The sequence below is a fragment of the Vibrio sp. HI00D65 genome, from assembly GCF_001635455.1.
Lineage (GTDB): Bacteria > Pseudomonadota > Gammaproteobacteria > Enterobacterales > Vibrionaceae > Vibrio.
Genome location: NZ_LWEH01000011.1, coordinates 40,565 through 60,221 on the forward strand (window position 1 = coordinate 40,565; position 19,657 = coordinate 60,221).

A 19,657-nucleotide genomic window follows, 5' to 3' on the forward strand; every position below is an offset into this window, starting at 1 on the left:
TGCTGTCTAAGCTAAGAAGCTAGGACAGATAGAAACCAAGGAAGGCAAAAGATAGAAAAGTTAATCATTACATTGCTATAGGTTATCTATTTTTGTTTTTTGGCGCGCGTAATCAGGTTGAGATGCTTGTCTACTTTTGGTAACTCGTGCTAACGATTGATTTGTAGAGAAGCAATCAACAGTACGATATACTACACGGTATATTAATGTCCCTTGACGCTTGAAAGCTTCTGTGGAAAGGTTAGTGGGATATGTTGCAATGCTCCAGTGATGAAGTATAGCTAGAGTATGGAGTTGGTAATGTCTTCAATAAATTTCGAATCTACGTACGGCGTAATTATTATTCAAGATATGAATGTGGTTAGTGTTGATGCCAACTACGCTCGTATTTATGGGTACCAATCTCCAGAAGAGTTAAAGTCCCAAATTGATAGCTTTCTTGATCTCATATCAGAAGACTTTCATGTCGCTGCCTACAAAAACTACCTTGAAACCGTCAGTGGTCAACGCGATCCTCAAGTTCACACCTTTACCAATGTGGATCGTAGTGGCAGAGAGTTTACGGTGTTTTCTATTGATCATGTGACCGAATGGCAAGGAAGACCTGCATTACAAGTGACGGTGATCGACTTGAGCCCTGCGATTCAATTGCAGAATATGATGCGCAAGCAAGACCAGATGTATCAAGACATGATTATGAAATCAGGGCAGGGAATATTAGTGCACCGAGATTTCAAACCTTTGATGGTGAATCAGTCTTGGGTGAACCTGCAAGGTGGTAAGTCGATAGAGCAGGTATTGCAGCTCGATTCTATTCTCGATTTAGTGCCACAACAAAATGTAGAAAGTATCTGTCAGCGTTATCAAGCGGTGATATCGGGTGAACCATCAGGCACCAGTAATGTGGTAGAGAATATTGGCTTAGATGGTGTCCATCGTTTCTTTAATATCTATGACAATTCGATTATTTGGGAAGGTCAGCCAGCTGTACAGGTTGTACTTGAAGATGTCACCCAAAAGGTGATGTTGGAAAAGCAGCTCGTGCATCAAGCGCACTACGATGAGATGACGGACTTACTCAATCGCCGTGCCATTTATGAGTGGTTTAGAGAGCACGTGGCTTCTGAAAATCATCTCGTGTGTATGCTGCTCGATATTGATGATTTTAAATCGATTAATGATACATACGGTCACATGGTCGGTGACGAGGTGATTTGTGCATTAGCCAATATTACCAAGCGCAGTGTCGAGAGTGTGGGTGGCGTCGCGGGTCGCTGGGGTGGTGAAGAGTTTATAGTCTTTATTCCGAATGCAACGGCAGGAATGTCACATGAAATCTCTGAACAAATTCGCCAACAGTTTAATCAAGCTGAGTTCAAAATCGACGAACAAACTCGATTTAATTCGAGTGTCAGTATTGGAGTGAGCGATAGCCGTGCGTGTGAAGAGGGTATGACGATTGATGCTTTGGTTAACCTTACCGACCAATCACTTTATCGCGCCAAAGCCAATGGTAAAAACTGTGTAGAAGGGGGCATGGTCGCGCTTTAGTCTTTGCTCGTTATTTTTTAAAGCGGATCGTCCCATCTGAAATAAAAATGCCCTGAAGCAGAAGTATCAGGGCATTTTTGTATCTCACTTTTAATGGTGCTCTGCTGTTTAAGCAGAAACCTCAACTTCGTAAGAACCAAATTTACGGATGTTAATCACGCCCGTATCTAGGATTAGGTATTGGCCTTTAATGCCTTGCAGAACACCAGATACTTCAGGGTTCTTATCGAAGTTATGCGAAACAATCTTCACTGGGTGCTGTTCAACTGGGTAGCTTAGTGAAGTGATGTTTTCACTTAATACTTCGATAGCATCGTTACCGAATTTTGCTTTGATCTCTTGGATCTTATCTTCAACCAGTGGAAGCAGCTCTTTTGCTTTCTGTATCAGTTCCATGTTGTCACCATCGCCTTTCAGCAGTGTGCGCCAGTTGGTCTTATCTGCAATGTGTTTTGCTAACTCAACTTCGATCAGGCCAGAGATTTGGCGAGTTTTTACCTTAAGGATTGGTAGGCCTTGTGTTGCGCCTTGGTCAATCCAGCGGGTCGGGATCTGCGTATGACGAGTAATACCCACTTTTAGGCTTGATGTGTTCGACAGGTAAACGAAGTGATCAACCATGCAGTTTGCTTCGCCCCATTCAGGTTCACGACAGGTGCCTTCATCGTAGTGGCAAGTCTCTGGCTTGATGATGCACATGTCGCAGCTTGCCAGCTTTTTCATACATACAAAGCAATGGCCTTGAGAGTAGCTTTTCTTGGTTTTCTTGCCACACGAGCAGCAAAAAATATTACCAGTGTGAGTTAGGTTGATGGTTTTACCAATCAGAGGATTTAGCTCTACAAACTCTTCGCCTACAGGCAAACGGTAGGTTACCGCGCCATCCAGGGAAGCACTCATCTTCTTGAGTGTTCCTTTCGCTAATAAAGACATGACATTACTCATTGTATTTTGATTGTTATTTCGCCGGCTCGCTTGCCTTGTAATCAGGCAATACGGCTAACGATGATTATGCGATGAGTATAACAAATGGCGCCTGTTTTTATACGCAATATCACTTGATTCTCTACGTAAATAATATGTTGCCTATCGGCTGGACACGTGTTGTGCCAGGTGTGGCGTGGAGGTGGCTTTTAGAATGGCAATGATTACGTGATAAGGATGTAAATACCCAAACAATAAAGGTGGCGAGGTGCCACCAAAAAGGGAAATCTTTTTAAATGCCCGAGTAGTGATAACCTCGAGTAAATGATGGTTTCAAATAGAGTGGGCATTTTTATACTGGCTGAGCGGGGGAACTGCCGCCAGTTAAGTCAAAGCTTTTGCTTATGCAGCTCTCTTTATCAGCGTTAACTTCTTACCAGAAGATCCAAGCGAACAGTGTTAGCACTAGGATACACACTAGGTTTAGAACCATACCGATTCGCATCATCTCTTTTTGCTTGATATGACCTGAACCAAATACAATCGCGTTTGGTGGTGTTGCAACAGGTAACATAAAGGCACAAGATGCAGCGACAGCGATTAATGCAGACAGGATAACTGGCGACATACCTAGTGCTTCAGCAATGGTTGCGAATACTGGTACTAGCAGTGCAGCACTTGCTGTGTTACTCGCAAACTCTGTTAGAAATACCACGAATGCGACTACCGCTAGAATCGTTAGTAGAACACCTGCCGTCTCTAGGAAGCTACTTAGTGAGTGTGCAAGGAATACGCTGGTGCCAGTCGCTTTAAGGATGTTACTCAGACAGATACCACCACCGAATAGAATCAATACACCCCAGTCGGTTGTCTTCTCAACATCTTTCCATTCCACCGCTCGAGAAGCGCCAAGCAGTACGATTGCACCAATCGCCACTAAGCTATCGAACTTAGAGAAGCCGCCGATCATTGCGTTGATTGGCTTACCGAAAATCCATAGCGTCACTGTGAGTAGGAAGATAGACAGTGTGATTTTTTTGCTGTTTGTCCATTCTACTGGCGCGTGGTCTAGCTCAAACTTGTGGTTTAGTTTTGGCTTAGTCATCACGTAAAGAATCAACATTGCGATTGGCAATAGAATCATTGAGATTGGTAGGCCAAGTGCCATCCATTCTGTGAAGCTAAGACCAACTTCCGCAGCAGCGATTGCGTTCGGTGGGCTACCTACTAGGGTTGCGATACCACCGATAGAAGCACAGTAAGCGATACCAAGAAGCACGAACACGTAAGTATTGCGGTCTTCATTTTGGTCTACTTTGTTCATGATGCCAAGAACCAGAGGAAGCATCATAGCGGTCGTTGCTGTGTTAGAAATCCACATCGACAAACCAGCACTCACACCGAATAGCATGAATACCGCGACCGACATTCTGCCTTTTGCAATCAGCAGTACTTTGTCGGCAATCGCTTTATCAAGTTCTTGCTTGTTGAGCGCAGCAGCAAGAGCAAAACCACCCAAAAATAGGAAGATGATTGGATTGGAGAAGTTCGCCAATGCAGCGGGCGTGTTGAAGACACCAAACAGGACAGCCAAGAGTGGAACGAGCAGAGCGGTGATGCTGACATGAATAGCTTCGGTTAACCACAGAACCGCAACGAACACGAGAATACTCAAACCAGTATTGACTTGTGACTCGAAAGGAAGGGTGTTGAGCAAGAGTGCGAATAGCATGAAATTACCAATTAATATCATGTTGTTGCGGGTAAACAACCAGTGTTTCAGTGTAGTAAAAAGTGCCGTCATAAGGCGCTCCTTTTGTTTATCCTCGTTTATTTATGCACTGGCTTACTTGAGCCGTGCTTATTGTTTTTAGAGGAATATTGACTTCATGTAGGGTTGGGCTTTGTTTAGGGAATGTTACTTAAGTTAATAAAGGAGCGTTGGTGTGTTTTTGTGTAACAGTAGGGAAATGTGAGGCAACAAATTCAAAATGTGTAGATTTCTACACATCGGTTTCTGAAGGGGTTAAAATAGGGCTTGGAATTGGTGATGTTTCTTGTTTTGGACTAGGCTGAATCGGCTCTTTCGGGCCAAGGAATTTCGGGGTTGTGCCCATAACATACAGGTCTAGAAAAGCTTTGGTGCGAGCAAAAACTTCACGTAAACGTATTGATGTTCCGGAGTGGTGAGTAGGGCCGGAAACCGCTAAACATTGCGCGTGAATGTCATACGAGTTAGCGATGAATAGTGCTCGTTCACAGTGGAATTTTTGAGTGATGATCAGGAAGTTGTCGGTATCGAAGATCTTCTTCGCACGAACAATCGAGTCTAAGGTTCTAAAGCCTGCGTAGTCTAGGTTGATACGTTCATCAGGAACACCCGCTTTTAACAAGTCGCGTTTCATGGTCCACGGCTCATTATAAGAGCGGTGAGCGTTGTCGCCACTTAATAAAAATTGGTCTACTTTTTCACGTTCGAACAGCTCAATGGCCGCTTCGATGCGGTGTTTGTAATAGTCGTTGAGCGTCCTACCCAAGTATTTGCTGGTACCCAGTACGACGGCAACCTCAACTTCTGGCACCTCATCGATGTCATAGATGAGGCGGTCTTCCGCTTGCCACGAAACCCAATAATCAATCGCAATCACCGCAGCACTGCCTACCAAGAACACTAGGAAGGCGCCATACAGAAAACCTTGCAGCTTTTTGTATGCTTTTAGTAAGTAGTTTCGGCAAATGTGAGAATTGAATTTCACTCTCGGCATAGTCCTTTGACTGAGCATTATTTTTTGAGTGCTCGATAATACCAAATAAAAATGAGAAAAATCAGTTAAAAAGACAAGACAATGTAAAGAAAAAGCCCCTTCATTGGCAGGGGCTCTTGTAAGAGTGGTATTTGAGAACAAGTAGGCTCTGTTAGAATGCAGTACGCTTGTAGCGACGGTAAACCGGCTGCCAGAAGTGCTGGTCAATCGCTTGTTGTAGTGCTTCTTCAGTGATTTCTAATGCAACACCTTGTTCAATCGCTTTTTTACCAACAGCAAAAGCAATCTTCTTAGATACAGTGTGGATCTCTTCCAGTGGTGGAAGTAGAGCGCCAGAGCCATTGATTGCTAGTGGAGAACACGTCGCAAGTGCACGGCTCGATTCCATTAGCATTTCGTCAGTGATACGTGAAGCGTTCACAGCTAACACGCCAAGGCCAATACCCGGGAAGATGTAGCTGTTGTTACACTGAGCGATTGGGTAAGTTGTGCCGTTGTGAACTACTGGCTCAAATGGGCTACCTGTTGCTACTAGTGCTTTACCATCTGTCCAACGAATGATGTCATTTGGTGTTGCTTCAACACGGCTTGTTGGGTTCGATAGTGGGAACACGATAGGGCGTTCACAGTGAAGGTTCATCTCTTTGATCACTTCTTTGCTGAATAGGCCCGGTGCACCAGATACACCAACTAATACTGTTGGTTTAGCGTGACGAACAACGTCTAGTAGAGAGAAACCTGTACCGTCGCTTTCCCAGTCTTTAGTGTTCGCGTTGGTTTGAACTAGGCGTTGTTGGAAATCAAGCAGGTTCTGCATGCCTTCCTGTAGTAGGCCCCAACGGTCAACCATGTAAACTTGAGAACGCGCTTGCTCGTCGCTGATACCTTCAGACACCATCTGAGCAATGATCGCTTCTGCGATACCACAACCAGCAGAACCAGCACCTAGGAAGGTCACACGTTGATCAGACAGTTTGCTACCTGCTGCTTTACAAGCCGCTAGTAGAGAACCAACAGTCACAGCTGCTGTACCTTGGATGTCATCGTTGAAACAACAGATACGATCTTTGTAACGCTCAAGTAGAGGCATTGCGTTCTTCTGTGCGAAATCTTCGAACTGAACTAGCGCATCCGGCCAACGACGTTGAACCGCCTGGATGAACTCTTCAACGAATGCATCGTAATCAGCACCTGTGATACGAGGGTGACGCCAGCCCATGTACATTGGGTCAGCAAGACGTTGAGGGTTGTTTGTACCAACATCAAGTACGATTGGTAGCATGTAAGCTGGGCTGATGCCGCCACACGCGGTGTACAGTGCTAGTTTACCGATTGGAATACCCATGCCACCGATACCTTGGTCTCCCAAACCAAGAATGCGCTCACCGTCCGTAACCACGATAACTTTAACATTGTGGTTTGTCGCATTATTCAGTAGATCATCGATACGATCGCGGTTCGGGTAAGAGATAAACAGACCACGGCCACGACGGTAGATATTTGAGAAGTTCTCACATGCTGCGCCAACCGTTGGCGTGTAAATGATAGGCATCATTTCAGAGATGTGGTTTTGAACTAAACGATAAAAAAGCGTTTCATTAGTGTCTTGGATGTTACGAAGGTAGATATGCTTGTCCATATCACTTTCGAAGTTACAATATTGTTTATATGCACGTCCAACTTGCTCTTGGATTGTTTCCGTTGTTTCTGGTAACAAACCTTCAAGGTTAAAAGAGCTACGCTCTTCTGCAGTGAATGCGCTGCCTTTGTTTAGAAGGGGTGTACTTAGTAGAGCAGGACCAGCATAAGGGATATATAGGGGGCGTTTATCGTTGTTCATTGGATGCCTAATATGGGAGAAAGGGTAACTGAAAAATGATAACGGTTTAGTTATTCAATTGTAAATAGTTTCTCCCCGATCTTGGCAAACAAAATGATATTCTTTCTCCTATTCCACAGTTATCGAATTCTAACGTCATAATTCGTTATACTTTACTCACATTTTTTCTCGGCTCTCCTTTTTATGTCTCAACTTCCCATTGATAGCTATCAAAGAACTTTCCATCAACAGATCGCCGATTCTCACCTTGTTGTGGAAGCTGAAACAGGTTCGGGTAAATCAACGCGCTTGCCAATTTGGGCATCTCAACATGGGCGTGTGCTGGTGGTGGAACCAAGAAGAATCGCTTGTACATCGTTAGCTAAGTTTCTAGCGAAAGAATCGGGTGAGAAGCTGGGCAGTAAAGTGGGTTACGCCATCAAGCTAGAATCGCAATACAACGAGCAGACTGATGTAGTGTTTGTCACGCCCGGTATTGCTTTACGTTGGTTAGCGGAAGATGGGCTAGCCGGTTTTGATGTGATTGTGGTGGATGAATTTCACGAAAGGCGTTGGGACATTGACTTGCTGGTGGCGATCCTCAAGCAGAAGGCGAGCCACCGTTTGGTCATCACATCGGCAACGATCGAAGGGGAGCGTCTCGCTGATTATCTAGAGGCGAACAGGATCAGTTGTGAGGGGCGAACTTATCAGGTTGATATCGAGCATCGAGCAAATGAATCTAGGGCTTTACCAGATAGTCGACATCTAGAGCAACGCATCGCTCAAGAAGTGAATCATCAACTTATTGCATCGCACGGCGATATCTTGGTTTTCCTTCCGGGCAAGAAAGAGATTGTGCTGTGTGAGCAAGTGTTGGCAAAACATCCGGATCTGCAAGTTGTTAAATTGCATGCCTCAGTAAGTGACAAGGAACGAGATCTCGCGCTATCTGGTCGCAATGTGGCTAACGACGATGGCGATGGAAACGATGGCAGAGGCTTGCGAAAGGTCATTCTCGCGACTAACGTTGCTGAAACCTCGCTAACCATTTCCGATATTGGTGTGGTGATTGATTCTGGATTGGAAAGAAGAACCGTTCAGCGTAACGGCAGAACCACTTTGATGTTGAAATCCATATCACGGGCGAGTGCCATGCAACGTGCCGGACGTGCAGGTAGAGTAATGGACGGTGTTTGTGTTCGTTTGTATGGCGAACATGCGGCATTAGAGCTAGTCACGCCACCTGAATTGCAGCGAGAAGAGCTGACTGAGCCGATGTTGGCGGCGGCATGCAGTGGTTTTACTTTGGAGAGTTTATCTTTCCTCGACCCCATTTCAGAAAAGTCGCTACATAGCGCAACACAAACTTTGTTGACGATGGAAGCGATTGACGACGACCATCAAATTACCGAGCACGGCAAAAAGCTTTACCCATTACCGATTGATGCTTTGTATGCCGATATTGTTACCCGCATTAAAACCAAAGCACTGAAAGAGGCGATGGTCGATCTCACGGCTGCATTGTCTGTGCCTTCTCGTTTATATCAGTTACCCAATAATGCTGAGCACTTGGAAGCGCTCGCTCAGCAAGAAAAAGAGGGCTGTGATTTAACCTTGTTGATTCAGATTGTGCGTGGTCGTGATTATCCACCCCTAGAAATCGATCAGCAAGCTTTGGTAGAAGCGCAAGGGCTTGCCGAGCAAATGCGTGAAGTGTTTGAGCTTCCTCACTTGGAAGTTGCCTCTCGATACCAACGTACCGCTCTACTTGAAACCATCATTAAGTTGCATCCTGAGTTGGTATTTGTACGTCGTTTAAAAAGAAGAGAGGCGTTTGCTAACGGTTCACTAGAGGTGGTGCTTGGTCGACAAAATCGCTTTCCTGATAATGCGCAGGCTATGCTAGTGTTTGATACTCACAGCCTTCCCGGGCGAGGAGTTAAGCAGACATTGACTCTCGCAACGACCACTGCACCAATTGTGCTTGATCTGATGGTTGAGGCGGAACTTGGCGAATGGCAACAGGGCGAAACCGTGGTCAATGATAATGGTGTGTTTACCGAGATGGATTTAGTATACGCCAGTCGCACAATCACCACAAAACTGGTTGCAGCAGAAGGTCAGTTGTCTTTAAAGCCTATTGTGGATCTGGTGGTAAGTGGTACTCAGCTTCCTGGTTTTGTTGAGGTTCGTACTCTAGAGATCAAGCATTGGCAGCTGTACGTCAAACTTGGGCTGGATGAGCAAACCAAGTTTACCTCCGATACCGAGCAACTGAGCTTTGAATCATGGTTTATTGAGCAGCTTGAAGTGCTGGGGGTTACTGATGTCAGTGAGCTTGAGATGTTTGATGCTTCGGACATTCCTTTTGAAGGTATCCCTAGTTGGCTATACGTAGAGTTCGCTGAAAAGTACCCGTTTTCGCTCACTCTTGCTGACTTGAACTTGGAAGTTGAGTATCTTGTGGGAAGAAAGCTGATTTACGTTCATCATCAGTCGGGTAGTAGAAAAACACCGCCGAAACGATGGGAGTTACCGACTTGGTCTGGTTGGCGTATTCAGTACAAAAAGGCGAGCCGAATTATTGATATAAAATAGATAGATAAGTTTTATCTTCAAAATATTAATCAAATAAGCGCATATATGATTTTTCAGTGGTGATTATGTTACAAATTTGATTTTTATATGCCATTTCAATCAATCAAAAGGTCATAAAAGATCATTCTTATATATCCTATTGCTATAAAGAAAGAGTTGATAGATATTGAGTATATTGTGTTGCCAAAGTGTCGGGGGACATCATGGATAATCAGAAAGAGACGCGTGTAGAGTTTGATTACACAACTTTTCTTGGCGCCTCGTGCAGTAAAAAATGGACTTTTCTGGAAGCACTCACCACTATCGCTCCAGTGTTCAGTACCGTTTGGCGAGACAGTATCAAAGAGCTAGCAAGCCCAGAAGATCGCTTATGGCAAATGGCACTAAAATCGATGTCTACACGTAAGAGTGATGAATCGAACATCGTTACTTTGCTCAAGCTTGCCAAATTAGAAGGCATCAATGAGCTCAAAGTAGTGATGCCATATTCTCTTGAAGAAGAGCAGATCGAGTACATCGAATCGCGTAGTCATTTAGTGATTGCAGGTAATACTGGAGAAGAGTTTACTATTCGACTGTAAGCCTTCTACAAGTGAGGGCGATGCTCAAACAAGACTGAAAACTACATGTAAAAAGGGCCTCAATGTTGAGGCCCTTTTTGTATCGTGACGGTGTTTAAATCGACAAGATGATTAATCGATTAACCCGTAGTCAGCACGCAATACGTCGATGATCTCTTGTTTAGGATTTTCGCTCAGCACAATCTCAGCGCCGGTAATCTTTGCTGCGATATCAAGGTAAGTGCGAGAAAGAGACATCAGTGCATCCAATGGCAATTCATTGTCACGCGCTAGCGCTTCACGCTCAGGCATACGCTCTTTATTCAGCAGAATATCGGCATCAGGGAAGTAGTTAAGTAGGAACTGGCGGAAACCTTCTTTTGAGTTTTCAACGATGTTGCCATTATTGTATTGCTCTGTATCCCAGATACGAGATGAGTCAGGTGTGCCCACTTCGTCCATGTAGATAAGCTTCTCTTTACCTTGTGCATCGTTCACGTAACCAAACTCAAACTTGGTATCAACGAAGGTTTGATCGACTTTTTCTAGTGCGTCACTGATAACGCTAAAGCCTTCTTTCAATAGCTTCTCGTAGTGCGCGATATCGCTCTCTTGTGAGAAGTTAAATGCTGCAAAGTTATCTTGGATGTTCTGACGCGTGATATTTACATCGTCCGCTTCTGATACACCAGGAATGCCTTTCAAAATACCTTTAGTCGAAGGAGTGATAAGAAGCTCCGGTAGTTTCTTATCTTTCTCTAGACCTTCTGGCATTTCGATACCACAGAATTCACGCTCACCATTTGCGTACGCACGCCACATAGAACCTGTGATGTATTGACGACAAATCGCCTCAATCATTACCGGGCGAGCTTTTTGTACAATCCATACGAATGGGTGAGGGATATCAAGAATGTGGCTGTCAGCAAGACCGTTGTCTTTAAAAAGCTTGAACCAATGGTTAGAAATAGCATTAAGCGCTGCGCCTTTACCAGGAACACCTTTCAGGTTGCCTTCACCACGCCAGATACAATCAAACGCAGAGATACGGTCACTGATCACCATGATAGCCAAAGGAGCATCAGGTGCTACTTCGTAGCCTTTCTCTTTAATTAGTCGTTGGCTATCTTCTTCAGTTAACCAGTAAACCGAACGAACCTTGCCACTGTGGACAGGTTTATCAGTGCGGATTGGGAGGTCGTCATTTACGGCAAGAACTTGATCAGCGAGGCTCATTTAGACATTCCTATCTTTTATCAAACGTCATACAGAGAAGTGCAATGTGCACATGATTAGACGGGCATTATACCCAATCTAACGTTTGCTTCCAGAGAAAAAGCAAACGTTTGCTAAATCTGCTAATCAAATAAAAACCCCTGCCTAACTATCCACCAAATTTAAGGCGAATTGTAGGGCAGGGGAAGGCAGTATATTTGGACCATATTAATGAGCTATCTTGTTGAGCTATGTTGTTTAGTGAATGCGCTCTGAGTTCACATCCATGAAGAAAACTTCACACTGGAAACGCATACCTAATGTTCTTAAGTATTGTTGGCTAAACTGATCAATCGATGCGCTAGCAACGATCGCACTCGCATTCTTAGAGCGGATCGCTTTCTCTACTGTTTCAGCTTCGGTCATTTGGTGAGAAGCTTTCATATGAATAACGCGGTCGCAGCATACGTTATGTTTCTGCAGATGCTTAGCGGATGGTCTTGGTGTTTGAGCTGTAAATAGTAGCCATTGGTGTTGATTGGACAGCAACGCTATTTTCGCAAATAACGCTTTATCAGTTGAATGATGAGCTGAGTGAGAAGCTGATGCAAATGCGCCGTGAATTAGCGGGCTAGAGTGTTGTGCTTTAACGTGTGCTTGAATCATTTTGCTGTCCTTATATACATGCTGTATGTGTATACAGTATTTTTTGTTGTTTATAAGATCAAGCGTTTTTTTGCGGGAATATTGGACGATTTCTCATGTTGAAATGAGATTTTAGTGATTAAGATATTGAAACTATTGTATAAATTGAATTTGAATGATTTTGCTATTTTGTCTCAGAAATGGAAAAAATGTGAGCTTCACACAGGTGTATACAGTAGTTTTCTGTAAAGACCACTGCATACACCTGTATAGAAGATAGGAAGACAAGAAGATAAACGCTGGGCACAAAAAAAGCGCCTAAGGCGCTTTCTTATATTTCAACGGTGTAGCTTATCTACGTGTTGCTTGGGAGAGTTTTGCTCTCATTTCCATCTCACCAATATTGAACTGGCGAACATCCATGGTCGCGATATCATTGCAGTCTTTGCATGCATGATGGCACTTACCATCTAGGTAGTCGTGCTTTTTTACTAGGCTTGGCTTTTTGCACCAATCACAAACGCCTTCTATTGTGAACATATTCTCTCCTCACCTGTTTAAGTCAGGTGTATTTTCGGCGAAAATTATGACACAACAGAGACCTATTAGTTAATAGTTTGTTACTCGTTTTTGAGAGGGTGATCGATTGCAATACTAATAAAATCGATATCCCTGTGAGATGGAAAGATAAAGGTACGTAATTGTTTACGATTTCGTAACACTTTGTAAGATGGTTTTTAGCGCGCTGTTCAAACGTTTCATTTCTTCATCACATCCTTGACCATCAGGGTGATAAATTTTCGATAGTTGTTTATATCTCACCTTAATGCTTTTCTGGTTAGGAATAGAGCTCGGCGTGTAGCCAAATAGCGCACAAGCTAGCTGTAAATTGTTTGAACTTTTTTGGCCTTTTTGTTTATTCAATTCATTGAGCATGGTCTGTAATTGACGCTTTTGCTGCTTAATGGTGCGGTTCATCTCGCTCAGTTGCGTTTCGAGCACCTGTTTCTGCATTCCTAAGTCGCTCGATTTTAAAGTGTGTCTTTTTCGCGAGATCACCAGAGTCGCGCCGATACTCACGAAAATAATCATTAACGCCAATGCCGTACTAATCTCATAGTCAGAGCCATTTAGGTTAGAACTGAAGAGGTTAGATTGCACATGCTGAGACAAACCTTGACTGTTGTTTATTTCAGAGCCGATACCCTCGTCGAGCTGCTCGATTGAAGAGATCTGTTTTGCACGTTGTTGATTGAACTGTGCTTCAAGAACACGGTTGTAGCCATCTTCTGCGTCTGGGTTGTCTGGTAATGCTGCTTCATACCAAAGTTGTGCCGCGTCTAGCGGGCTGAGTAGCGCAAGTTCTGGGGAAGATTCGTAGAGCTTGGCGATTTCTACTGCCGCTTGCTTGTTCCCTTGCAATGCTGCTTTGATAAACCATTCTAAGGCCAATTTGTTGTCGGGTTTTCCATCCGTCCCTGCTAAGTAAAGTTCGGCCAATTTGAATTGTGCATTCGCGCTGCCGTTTTCTGCAGATTGTGAATACCAATAGAATGCATCATCGATGTTCTGAGAGACGCCAATCCCTAATTCATACGCTTGTGCTAATTGGTATTGTGATGCTGAATCTTTAGGTGATGAATCGGCTGCATTACTTTCTTCACTGTTATTTTCCGCATGGGCGAGGGAGGAAAGCAATAAAACAAGGGTTAGAAGGAAAGTTCTAGGGGACGGTAGTGATCGAAAGTTGGATAGGATAAGCAAAAGATAAGTCTCGTAAAAAGCCCAGTGCCGATATCAGTATCAAGACGCTTTGTAGTGAACAATAAAGTCATACAGCTTTAAATGAGCCAATCGACTGACAAGCCACTATATAGCGGTTATTTCAATAGATAAAGGAAACTGGGCTTCAATCGTGCTATTTAAGCGGCAAGATTTGAATCTCTACGCGGCGGTTACAAGCACGGCCTTGAGATGTGTTGTTGTCACATAGAGGGTAACGCTCACCGTTACCACGAGCAATGGCACGGCCTGCAGCTACATCTTGAGAGATCAAGAATGCACGAACAGATTCAGCACGGCGCTCAGAAAGAATTTGGTTAGTCGACTCACTGCCAGTGCTGTCAGTGTGACCTTCGATCACTAGGCTAGTGTCTGGGTATTCAACTAGGATACGAGCAACGCCACGAAGTGTGTTGTGAATGCTTGGTTCAAGCGCGTAAGAACCAGAATTGAAACCGATGCCGTTTTCAAGGCGAAGTAGAAGTTGGTTTTCGCCGACACGTTCTACCTGAACACCAGAGTTCATCAACTCTTCACGAAGTGCTGCTTCTTGTCGGTCAAAGTAGTAACCAATACCACCGCCAACAGCAGCACCACCGGCAGCACCAATAAGAGCACGTTTACCACGGTCTTTAGAGTCACCGGTAGCTGCACCAGCAACGGCACCAGCGATTGCACCGATTAGAGCGCCTTGAGTTGCAGAGTTAGTCTCAGATTCGCCAGTAGTAGCGTTTTGGCGTTGAGTTGCCTGACAACCCGTAAGTGCGACAGTAAGCGCTAGGGCTAGTGTGATTTTTTTCAACGTATTTTCTCCATCATGTACTTTTGTCAAACGCATGAATTACGAGTGACAAACATATAGTCCTATAGACCCTATTGATGGTTTTTATCAATACGTTGAAGCAATGTAAAGAAGCTCTATGATTTAGATATCTTTTTAGGTGTCTGTGCACCAGCAACTGGTCGATTAACAGACAATTTACGGCCTTTCTTAAAACCAACCTCATAATCAGCTGTGAGGTTTTTCATCGCCTCTTTAAGTTGTTGTTTGAAGGTTTCGCGATCGATATTTTTGAACTCTTTATCGATGTAGTTATTGATCTTGTTGTTCGACTCTTCGTCTGGCGTGATCGTTGGTAGCTTCTCAAGTGCGCCTTCAACCCAACCTGATACAAAGGAATTTACGCGACGGGTTACTTCTAATGTACCGGTACCAGACCCCGAAAAACTGTTACGGAATTGGCCTGTATGCTCATTGAGTTCACGGTAGATGATATCGAAAGCAAAGGCTGCAAAGATGGCACGATCGGCTTCACCGATGAACTCTACGCGTTTTAGACCTTTGTGGTTGAGCAGTACAGCTTCTACGCCGAACTTAGTATTAATACCACGAATAACACGAAGCAGTGTTGAGCTGATATTTGCAGGTAACAGGTGCGTGGATTGAGTCTTGCCCATCTTGATAAATTCAATATCGTCTTTCTCAAGACCATATTTCAGCATCAAGTTATGCGCCATTTTGATTGCATTGGCAGCTTCGTTGACGTTAGCAGAATTACCAAGCTCAAGACACTTAGCTATTTTCTTTAGGGCTTTTTTCTTATCCATCGACTACTTAATCATTACCGCAAATTTTGAAAAGTCCGACATTTTACATGTTTTGGTGGGCAACAGAAAGCAAAACTCACTCAGTGGGCGATTTGGGTTCGTAACAATTAATTTGACAAAACGGACTTTGGAGCATAGACCAAAACGCCATCAAAAAGATAGATGGCGTTCGTGACACGGTTTTTTTAGAATGACTAGAGCATTCGCAAACTAGATACCCAATTCATCAAGCAGATCGGCTGCTGCATCGTTGCCTGAGCTTTGAGCTGACTTATTGCCTTCCTGCATCTTTTTCTGAGTTGCTTCGAGAATGCTATCCGGGCACTCGTCTTCTGCAATCTCAAATTCTTCTAGCTGGATGAACTCTGTTTTGTCCATAGCCAGCTCAAGGTAGAATATGTTGTTGTTTTCAGTTGAGAAGGTCACACGACGAGCTTGTGGGCGATCAAGGTTAGTATCAACAGACAGGTTTACTTGCTTGTTCAGTGCCAGCATTTTAGGTTGGTTTTGCGTGATGTTGGTTTGCAGCTCTTTGCGGATCTTATTAGTGAAATCACCAACTAGCTGGTTCATTAGCTCACCTAGAACATCGCCTACCTCATCAGATGTATGTAGCACTGCTAATTCATTTTCAGGCATGCCCATGTTACGCATGTAATTAGTATAGATCTCTAATGCTGCTTTCGACGTAAAATTAATGACAACAAGACCAGAGAAGCCGCCGTCAAAAAGAACAAAACATCCGAAGTCTGGCTTTAGGCTCGTTTTGTTGATCTTCTGCACCATAGCGGAATATGACACCTGGGAAGCCGTCGCTGAAGTAAGTACGCTTGAGACTGATTGGCAAAGCTTAAGAAGAATGTCTTCAGTGGTGACTGTTTTATTTTTTTTCATTGTGATGTGCTCGTGGACATGCCTTAAACAGAACGTTATTCAATATATGTTACTGAATTAAGACGAAAATGACTATTTCTCCATTCTTGCACTGACATTCTGATTTGATCATCTTTTTATATGATCTCAATAGTAGTAAAGTGACGAAATTCAAAGAAATTTATTAAAAATCTCAGATAACCCAATGCTGATAGGATCAGCGAAGTAGGGGCAGGAAGCAAATGTTACCAAGACTTCAACTCAATGCTGATGTCGATCCAGTTGTTGTACGCTTTTTAGATGAACTAAAAACAGCGGGCTTTACTGGCGACATTGAATCTCAATATTCTAGCCGTTTGGCGGTCGCGACTGATAACAGTGTCTACCAGCAACTGCCCCAGGCTGTCATTCTTCCCAAAACAACATACGACGTTGTGCTTATCGGTAGAGTGGGTTCTAAATCTGCTTATGAACGCGTGACTTTTTCTCCTCGTGGTGGCGGTACCGGAACCAATGGACAATCTCTAACTAAAGGGGTTGTGGTTGACTTATCACGCTTCATGAATCAGGTTCTTGAGATTAATGAGAAGGAAGGCTGGGTACGAGTTCAGTCGGGCATCGTTAAAGATCAATTGAACGACGCGGTTCGCCCTTACGGTTACTTCTTCTCTCCAGACCTTTCAACCAGTAACCGAGCGACACTTGGTGGCATGATTAACACTGATGCATCAGGCCAAGGGTCATTGAAGTACGGTAAAACATCTGACCACGTGTTGTCTTTGCAAGCGGTATTCGCCGATGGTTCGTGTTTAGAGTCTGATTTATCACACGGCTTACCGGAAGTGGGTGAGTTTGCTCATCATGCGCTTGCAGTTACCGAAGCGGTGTGTCGTGAAAAACGCGCTCAAATCCTCGATAAATTCCCACCATTGAACCGGTTCTTGACGGGCTACGACCTCAAGAATGCTATCAATGATGACGATGACAGCTTTGACCTTACTCGTGTTCTATGTGGCGCAGAAGGCTCTTTAGCATTCATTACTGAAGCCAAGTTAAATCTAACTCCAATTCCGAAAGCGCGAACTCTGGTTAACGTGAAATACAACACGTTTGACTCTGCGCTGCGTAACGCACCGTTCATGGTTGAAGCGAAGGCTCTCTCTGTAGAGACGGTCGATTCAAGAGTATTGAACCTAGCGAAACAAGACATTGTTTGGCATACCGTGAGCGACCTGCTGGCGGATGTTCCTAACAAAGAGATGCTTGGCATCAACATGGTTGAGTTTGCGGGCCAAGATGAAGCGGAAGTCGAACAACAAGTTCATGCGCTGACAGCCAAACTTGAAACCATGGTTGAGAGCGAAGAAGCGGGCGTGATTGGCTTTCAAGTATGCAGTGATTTGGCGAGCATTGGCCGAATCTACAACATGCGTAAAAAAGCGGTAGGCCTATTAGGTGCGGCGAAAGGTCGTTCTAAGCCAGTCGCTTTTGCTGAAGATACTTGTGTACCACCTGAAAACTTGGCTGACTTCATCGCTGAATTTCGAGTGCTACTTGATTCGAAAGAGCTGAATTACGGCATGTTCGGTCACGTTGATGCGGGTGTTCTACACGTTCGCCCGGCTCTTGACCTATGTGACCCTATGCAAGAAGCCTTGATGCACGAAGTTTCTGATGAAGTGGTTAAGCTGGTGGCGAAATATGGCGGCTTAATGTGGGGTGAGCACGGTAAGGGCTTCCGTTCTGAGTACGGTCCTGATTTCTTCGGTGAGGAACTGTTTACCGAACTTCGACGTGTGAAAGCTGCATTCGACCCACACAATAAGATGAACCCAGGCAAGATCTGTACACCTTTAGAAAGTGATGCTGAGTTGGTTAAAGTGACCGACACCAAGCGTGGTTTCTATGATCGCCAGATCGATGTTCAAGTGCGCGACAGCTTTAAGCAAGCAATGGAGTGTAACGGTAACGGCTTGTGCTTTAACTACGACACGAGCTCGCCAATGTGTCCGTCAATGAAAGTCACTGCTGACCGTCGCCATTCACCAAAAGGTCGTGCCGGTTTAGTCAGAGAGTGGTTGCGTCAGCTAACTGAGCAAGGCGTGGATATTCTCGATTTAGAGCAAGAAGCGCTAAAAGACGATACTCCGGTCAAAACTATGGTTGAGCGCGTTCGTAACACCATGAACAAACGCCACGAGTACGACTTCTCGCACGAAGTGCACGAAGCGATGAATGGTTGTCTTGCATGTAAAGCGTGTGCAAGCCAGTGTCCGATCAAAGTTGATGTACCAAGCTTCCGCTCACGGTTCTTAAACATCTATTACTCACGATACCAACGCCCTGTGAAAGATTACTTGGTGGCTAACATTGAAACCATGCTGCCACTCATGGCGAAAGCGCCGAAAGTTATCAATGCTGCATTGGGTCAAAAGTGGATTCAATCTGCAACAGCGAAAACAGTCGGTTATGTCGATGCGCCGCTGATGTCGGTGCCTACGCTCAAAAATCGTCTGGCAAGCAAAGAGCTGCAACTTTTTGATATTCAATATCTAGAAGGGCTGTCTTCGGAAGAGAAGAAACAGCATGTATTGATTGTTCAAGACCCGTTTACCAGCTTCTATGATGCAGAGGTGGTTGAAGACTTCGTCACTCTGGCTCAAAAGCTTGGCAAAACACCAGTGCTACTGCCGTTTAAACCAAATGGTAAGGCGCTGCACATCAAGGGCTTCTTAAGTCGTTTTGCACGCGAGGCGAAATCCACTTCTGATTTCTTGTCGATGGTCGCAGATATTGGTATTCCGCTCGTGGGTGTAGATCCAGCTTTGGTACTTTGCTATCGCGACGAATATGTCGAGATCTTAGCGGATAAGCGTGGTGACTTTGATGTGCTAACTGTTCATGAATGGTTATTACCATCGCTCGGTGACTATGAAGCGCGCTCTGCAAGTGAAGAGATGTGGTATTTATTTTCTCACTGTACCGAGAAAACCAAGATGCCAAATGCTGAAAAAGAGTGGGGTGCTATCTTCCAACACTTTGGAGCAGCCCTTACTAGCGTACCTGTAGGCTGTTGTGGCATGGCGGGGACGTTCGGACATGAAGTCGATAAGTTACAAATGTCGAAAGACATCTACGGTTTAAGTTGGAAGCCAAGGATGCAAGACTTACCAAAAGAGCGCTGTTTAGCAACCGGATACTCTTGCCGTAGCCAAGTTAAGCGTTTTGAAGGTGAGAAGCTCGCCCACCCATTACAGGCACTCGCACAAATTCTTTAAACTATTTAGCCCAGCAATTGCTGGGCTTTTTTCTAA

The 19,657-nt window shown here is 44.4% G+C and carries 15 protein-coding genes; 4 read left to right on the forward strand and 11 right to left on the reverse strand.

Features of this window, described 5'->3' with window-relative positions:
* Window positions 1–300 precede the first annotated feature (300 nt).
* Complete coding sequence (locus tag A3712_RS02745; protein ID WP_063522182.1) at window positions 301–1,551, forward strand: sensor domain-containing diguanylate cyclase; 1,251 nt, start codon at window positions 301–303, stop codon at window positions 1,549–1,551.
* Between the two features lie 108 nt (window positions 1,552–1,659).
* Here the strand turns inward: A3712_RS02745 and A3712_RS02750 are convergent, their stop codons facing one another.
* The 4 genes from A3712_RS02750 to A3712_RS02765 all read right to left on the reverse strand — a co-directional run bounded on the left by A3712_RS02750 (window position 1,660) and on the right by A3712_RS02765 (window position 7,080).
* Window positions 1,660–2,484: a DUF2797 domain-containing protein gene (locus A3712_RS02750; RefSeq protein ID WP_063522183.1), complete on the reverse strand. Its 825-nt coding sequence runs from the start codon at window positions 2,482–2,484 to the stop codon at window positions 1,660–1,662.
* A 424-nt stretch (window positions 2,485–2,908) separates the two neighbouring features.
* The gene (locus A3712_RS02755) at window positions 2,909–4,279 is read right to left on the reverse strand and encodes an SLC13 family permease (protein ID WP_063522184.1); all 1,371 of its coding nucleotides are present in this window, start codon (window positions 4,277–4,279) and stop codon (window positions 2,909–2,911) included.
* Between the two features lie 199 nt (window positions 4,280–4,478).
* Window positions 4,479–5,231 (reverse strand): SanA/YdcF family protein, encoded by a 753-nt coding sequence (locus A3712_RS02760; protein WP_063522185.1) that lies wholly within the window; start codon window positions 5,229–5,231, stop codon window positions 4,479–4,481.
* A gap of 160 nt (window positions 5,232–5,391) precedes the next feature.
* Entirely contained in the window at window positions 5,392–7,080 is a 1,689-nt protein-coding gene (locus A3712_RS02765) for an NAD-dependent malic enzyme (protein WP_063522186.1), read from the reverse strand.
* A gap of 183 nt (window positions 7,081–7,263) precedes the next feature.
* On the opposite strand from A3712_RS02765, the gene A3712_RS02770 reads away from it, so the two are divergent.
* Both A3712_RS02770 and A3712_RS02775 read left to right on the forward strand, forming a co-directional pair.
* Window positions 7,264–9,660, forward strand: coding sequence for a helicase-related protein (locus tag A3712_RS02770; protein ID WP_063522187.1), 2,397 nt, complete (start codon window positions 7,264–7,266; stop codon window positions 9,658–9,660).
* 203 nt (window positions 9,661–9,863) lie between these two features.
* Complete coding sequence (locus A3712_RS02775; RefSeq protein ID WP_004738481.1) at window positions 9,864–10,241, forward strand: hypothetical protein; 378 nt, start codon at window positions 9,864–9,866, stop codon at window positions 10,239–10,241.
* A 111-nt stretch (window positions 10,242–10,352) separates the two neighbouring features.
* Here A3712_RS02775 and A3712_RS02780 read toward each other — a convergent pair whose 3' ends face one another.
* From A3712_RS02780 to A3712_RS02810, 7 genes are all read right to left on the reverse strand, one after another.
* Window positions 10,353–11,456 (reverse strand): phosphoribosylaminoimidazolesuccinocarboxamide synthase, encoded by a 1,104-nt coding sequence (locus tag A3712_RS02780; protein ID WP_063522188.1) that lies wholly within the window; start codon window positions 11,454–11,456, stop codon window positions 10,353–10,355.
* A gap of 237 nt (window positions 11,457–11,693) precedes the next feature.
* Window positions 11,694–12,101 carry a SulA-like leucine-rich domain-containing protein gene (locus tag A3712_RS02785; RefSeq protein WP_063522189.1) on the reverse strand — a complete coding sequence of 136 codons (408 nt, stop codon included), beginning with the start codon at window positions 12,099–12,101 and terminating at the stop codon, window positions 11,694–11,696.
* 330 nt (window positions 12,102–12,431) lie between these two features.
* Window positions 12,432–12,620 carry a hypothetical protein gene (locus tag A3712_RS02790; RefSeq protein WP_063522190.1) on the reverse strand — a complete coding sequence of 63 codons (189 nt, stop codon included), beginning with the start codon at window positions 12,618–12,620 and terminating at the stop codon, window positions 12,432–12,434.
* Between the two features lie 165 nt (window positions 12,621–12,785).
* Entirely contained in the window at window positions 12,786–13,844 is a 1,059-nt protein-coding gene (locus A3712_RS02795; protein WP_063522191.1) for a J domain-containing protein, read from the reverse strand.
* 154 nt (window positions 13,845–13,998) lie between these two features.
* Complete coding sequence (locus A3712_RS02800) at window positions 13,999–14,664, reverse strand: OmpA family protein (protein ID WP_063522247.1); 666 nt, start codon at window positions 14,662–14,664, stop codon at window positions 13,999–14,001.
* 116 nt (window positions 14,665–14,780) lie between these two features.
* Window positions 14,781–15,470: a DUF2786 domain-containing protein gene (locus A3712_RS02805; RefSeq protein WP_063522192.1), complete on the reverse strand. Its 690-nt coding sequence runs from the start codon at window positions 15,468–15,470 to the stop codon at window positions 14,781–14,783.
* 210 nt (window positions 15,471–15,680) lie between these two features.
* Window positions 15,681–16,364, reverse strand: coding sequence for a DUF3334 family protein (locus A3712_RS02810; protein ID WP_063522193.1), 684 nt, complete (start codon window positions 16,362–16,364; stop codon window positions 15,681–15,683).
* A gap of 221 nt (window positions 16,365–16,585) precedes the next feature.
* Between A3712_RS02810 and ydiJ the strand changes: the two genes are divergently transcribed.
* Window positions 16,586–19,621 carry a D-2-hydroxyglutarate dehydrogenase YdiJ gene (gene ydiJ, locus A3712_RS02815; RefSeq protein WP_063522194.1) on the forward strand — a complete coding sequence of 1,012 codons (3,036 nt, stop codon included), beginning with the start codon at window positions 16,586–16,588 and terminating at the stop codon, window positions 19,619–19,621.
* The last annotated feature ends 36 nt before the right edge of the window (window positions 19,622–19,657 follow it).

Excerpts from the sequence above, each read along its gene's own strand:
- A3712_RS02755 (WP_063522184.1), bottom strand. The coding sequence starts at position 4,279 with ATGACGGCACTTTTTACTACACTGAAACACTGGTTGTTTACCCGCAAC.
- A3712_RS02750 (WP_063522183.1), bottom strand. The coding sequence starts at position 2,484 with ATGTCTTTATTAGCGAAAGGAACACTCAAGAAGATGAGTGCTTCCCTG.
- A3712_RS02770 (WP_063522187.1), top strand. The coding sequence starts at position 7,264 with ATGTCTCAACTTCCCATTGATAGCTATCAAAGAACTTTCCATCAACAG.
- ydiJ (WP_063522194.1), top strand. The coding sequence starts at position 16,586 with ATGTTACCAAGACTTCAACTCAATGCTGATGTCGATCCAGTTGTTGTA.
- A3712_RS02810 (WP_063522193.1), bottom strand. The coding sequence starts at position 16,364 with ATGAAAAAAAATAAAACAGTCACCACTGAAGACATTCTTCTTAAGCTT.
- A3712_RS02765 (WP_063522186.1), bottom strand. The coding sequence starts at position 7,080 with ATGAACAACGATAAACGCCCCCTATATATCCCTTATGCTGGTCCTGCT.
- A3712_RS02785 (WP_063522189.1), bottom strand. The coding sequence starts at position 12,101 with ATGATTCAAGCACACGTTAAAGCACAACACTCTAGCCCGCTAATTCAC.
- A3712_RS02780 (WP_063522188.1), bottom strand. The coding sequence starts at position 11,456 with ATGAGCCTCGCTGATCAAGTTCTTGCCGTAAATGACGACCTCCCAATC.
- A3712_RS02790 (WP_063522190.1), bottom strand. The coding sequence starts at position 12,620 with ATGTTCACAATAGAAGGCGTTTGTGATTGGTGCAAAAAGCCAAGCCTA.
- A3712_RS02775 (WP_004738481.1), top strand. The coding sequence starts at position 9,864 with ATGGATAATCAGAAAGAGACGCGTGTAGAGTTTGATTACACAACTTTT.
- A3712_RS02745 (WP_063522182.1), top strand. The coding sequence starts at position 301 with ATGTCTTCAATAAATTTCGAATCTACGTACGGCGTAATTATTATTCAA.
- A3712_RS02805 (WP_063522192.1), bottom strand. The coding sequence starts at position 15,470 with ATGGATAAGAAAAAAGCCCTAAAGAAAATAGCTAAGTGTCTTGAGCTT.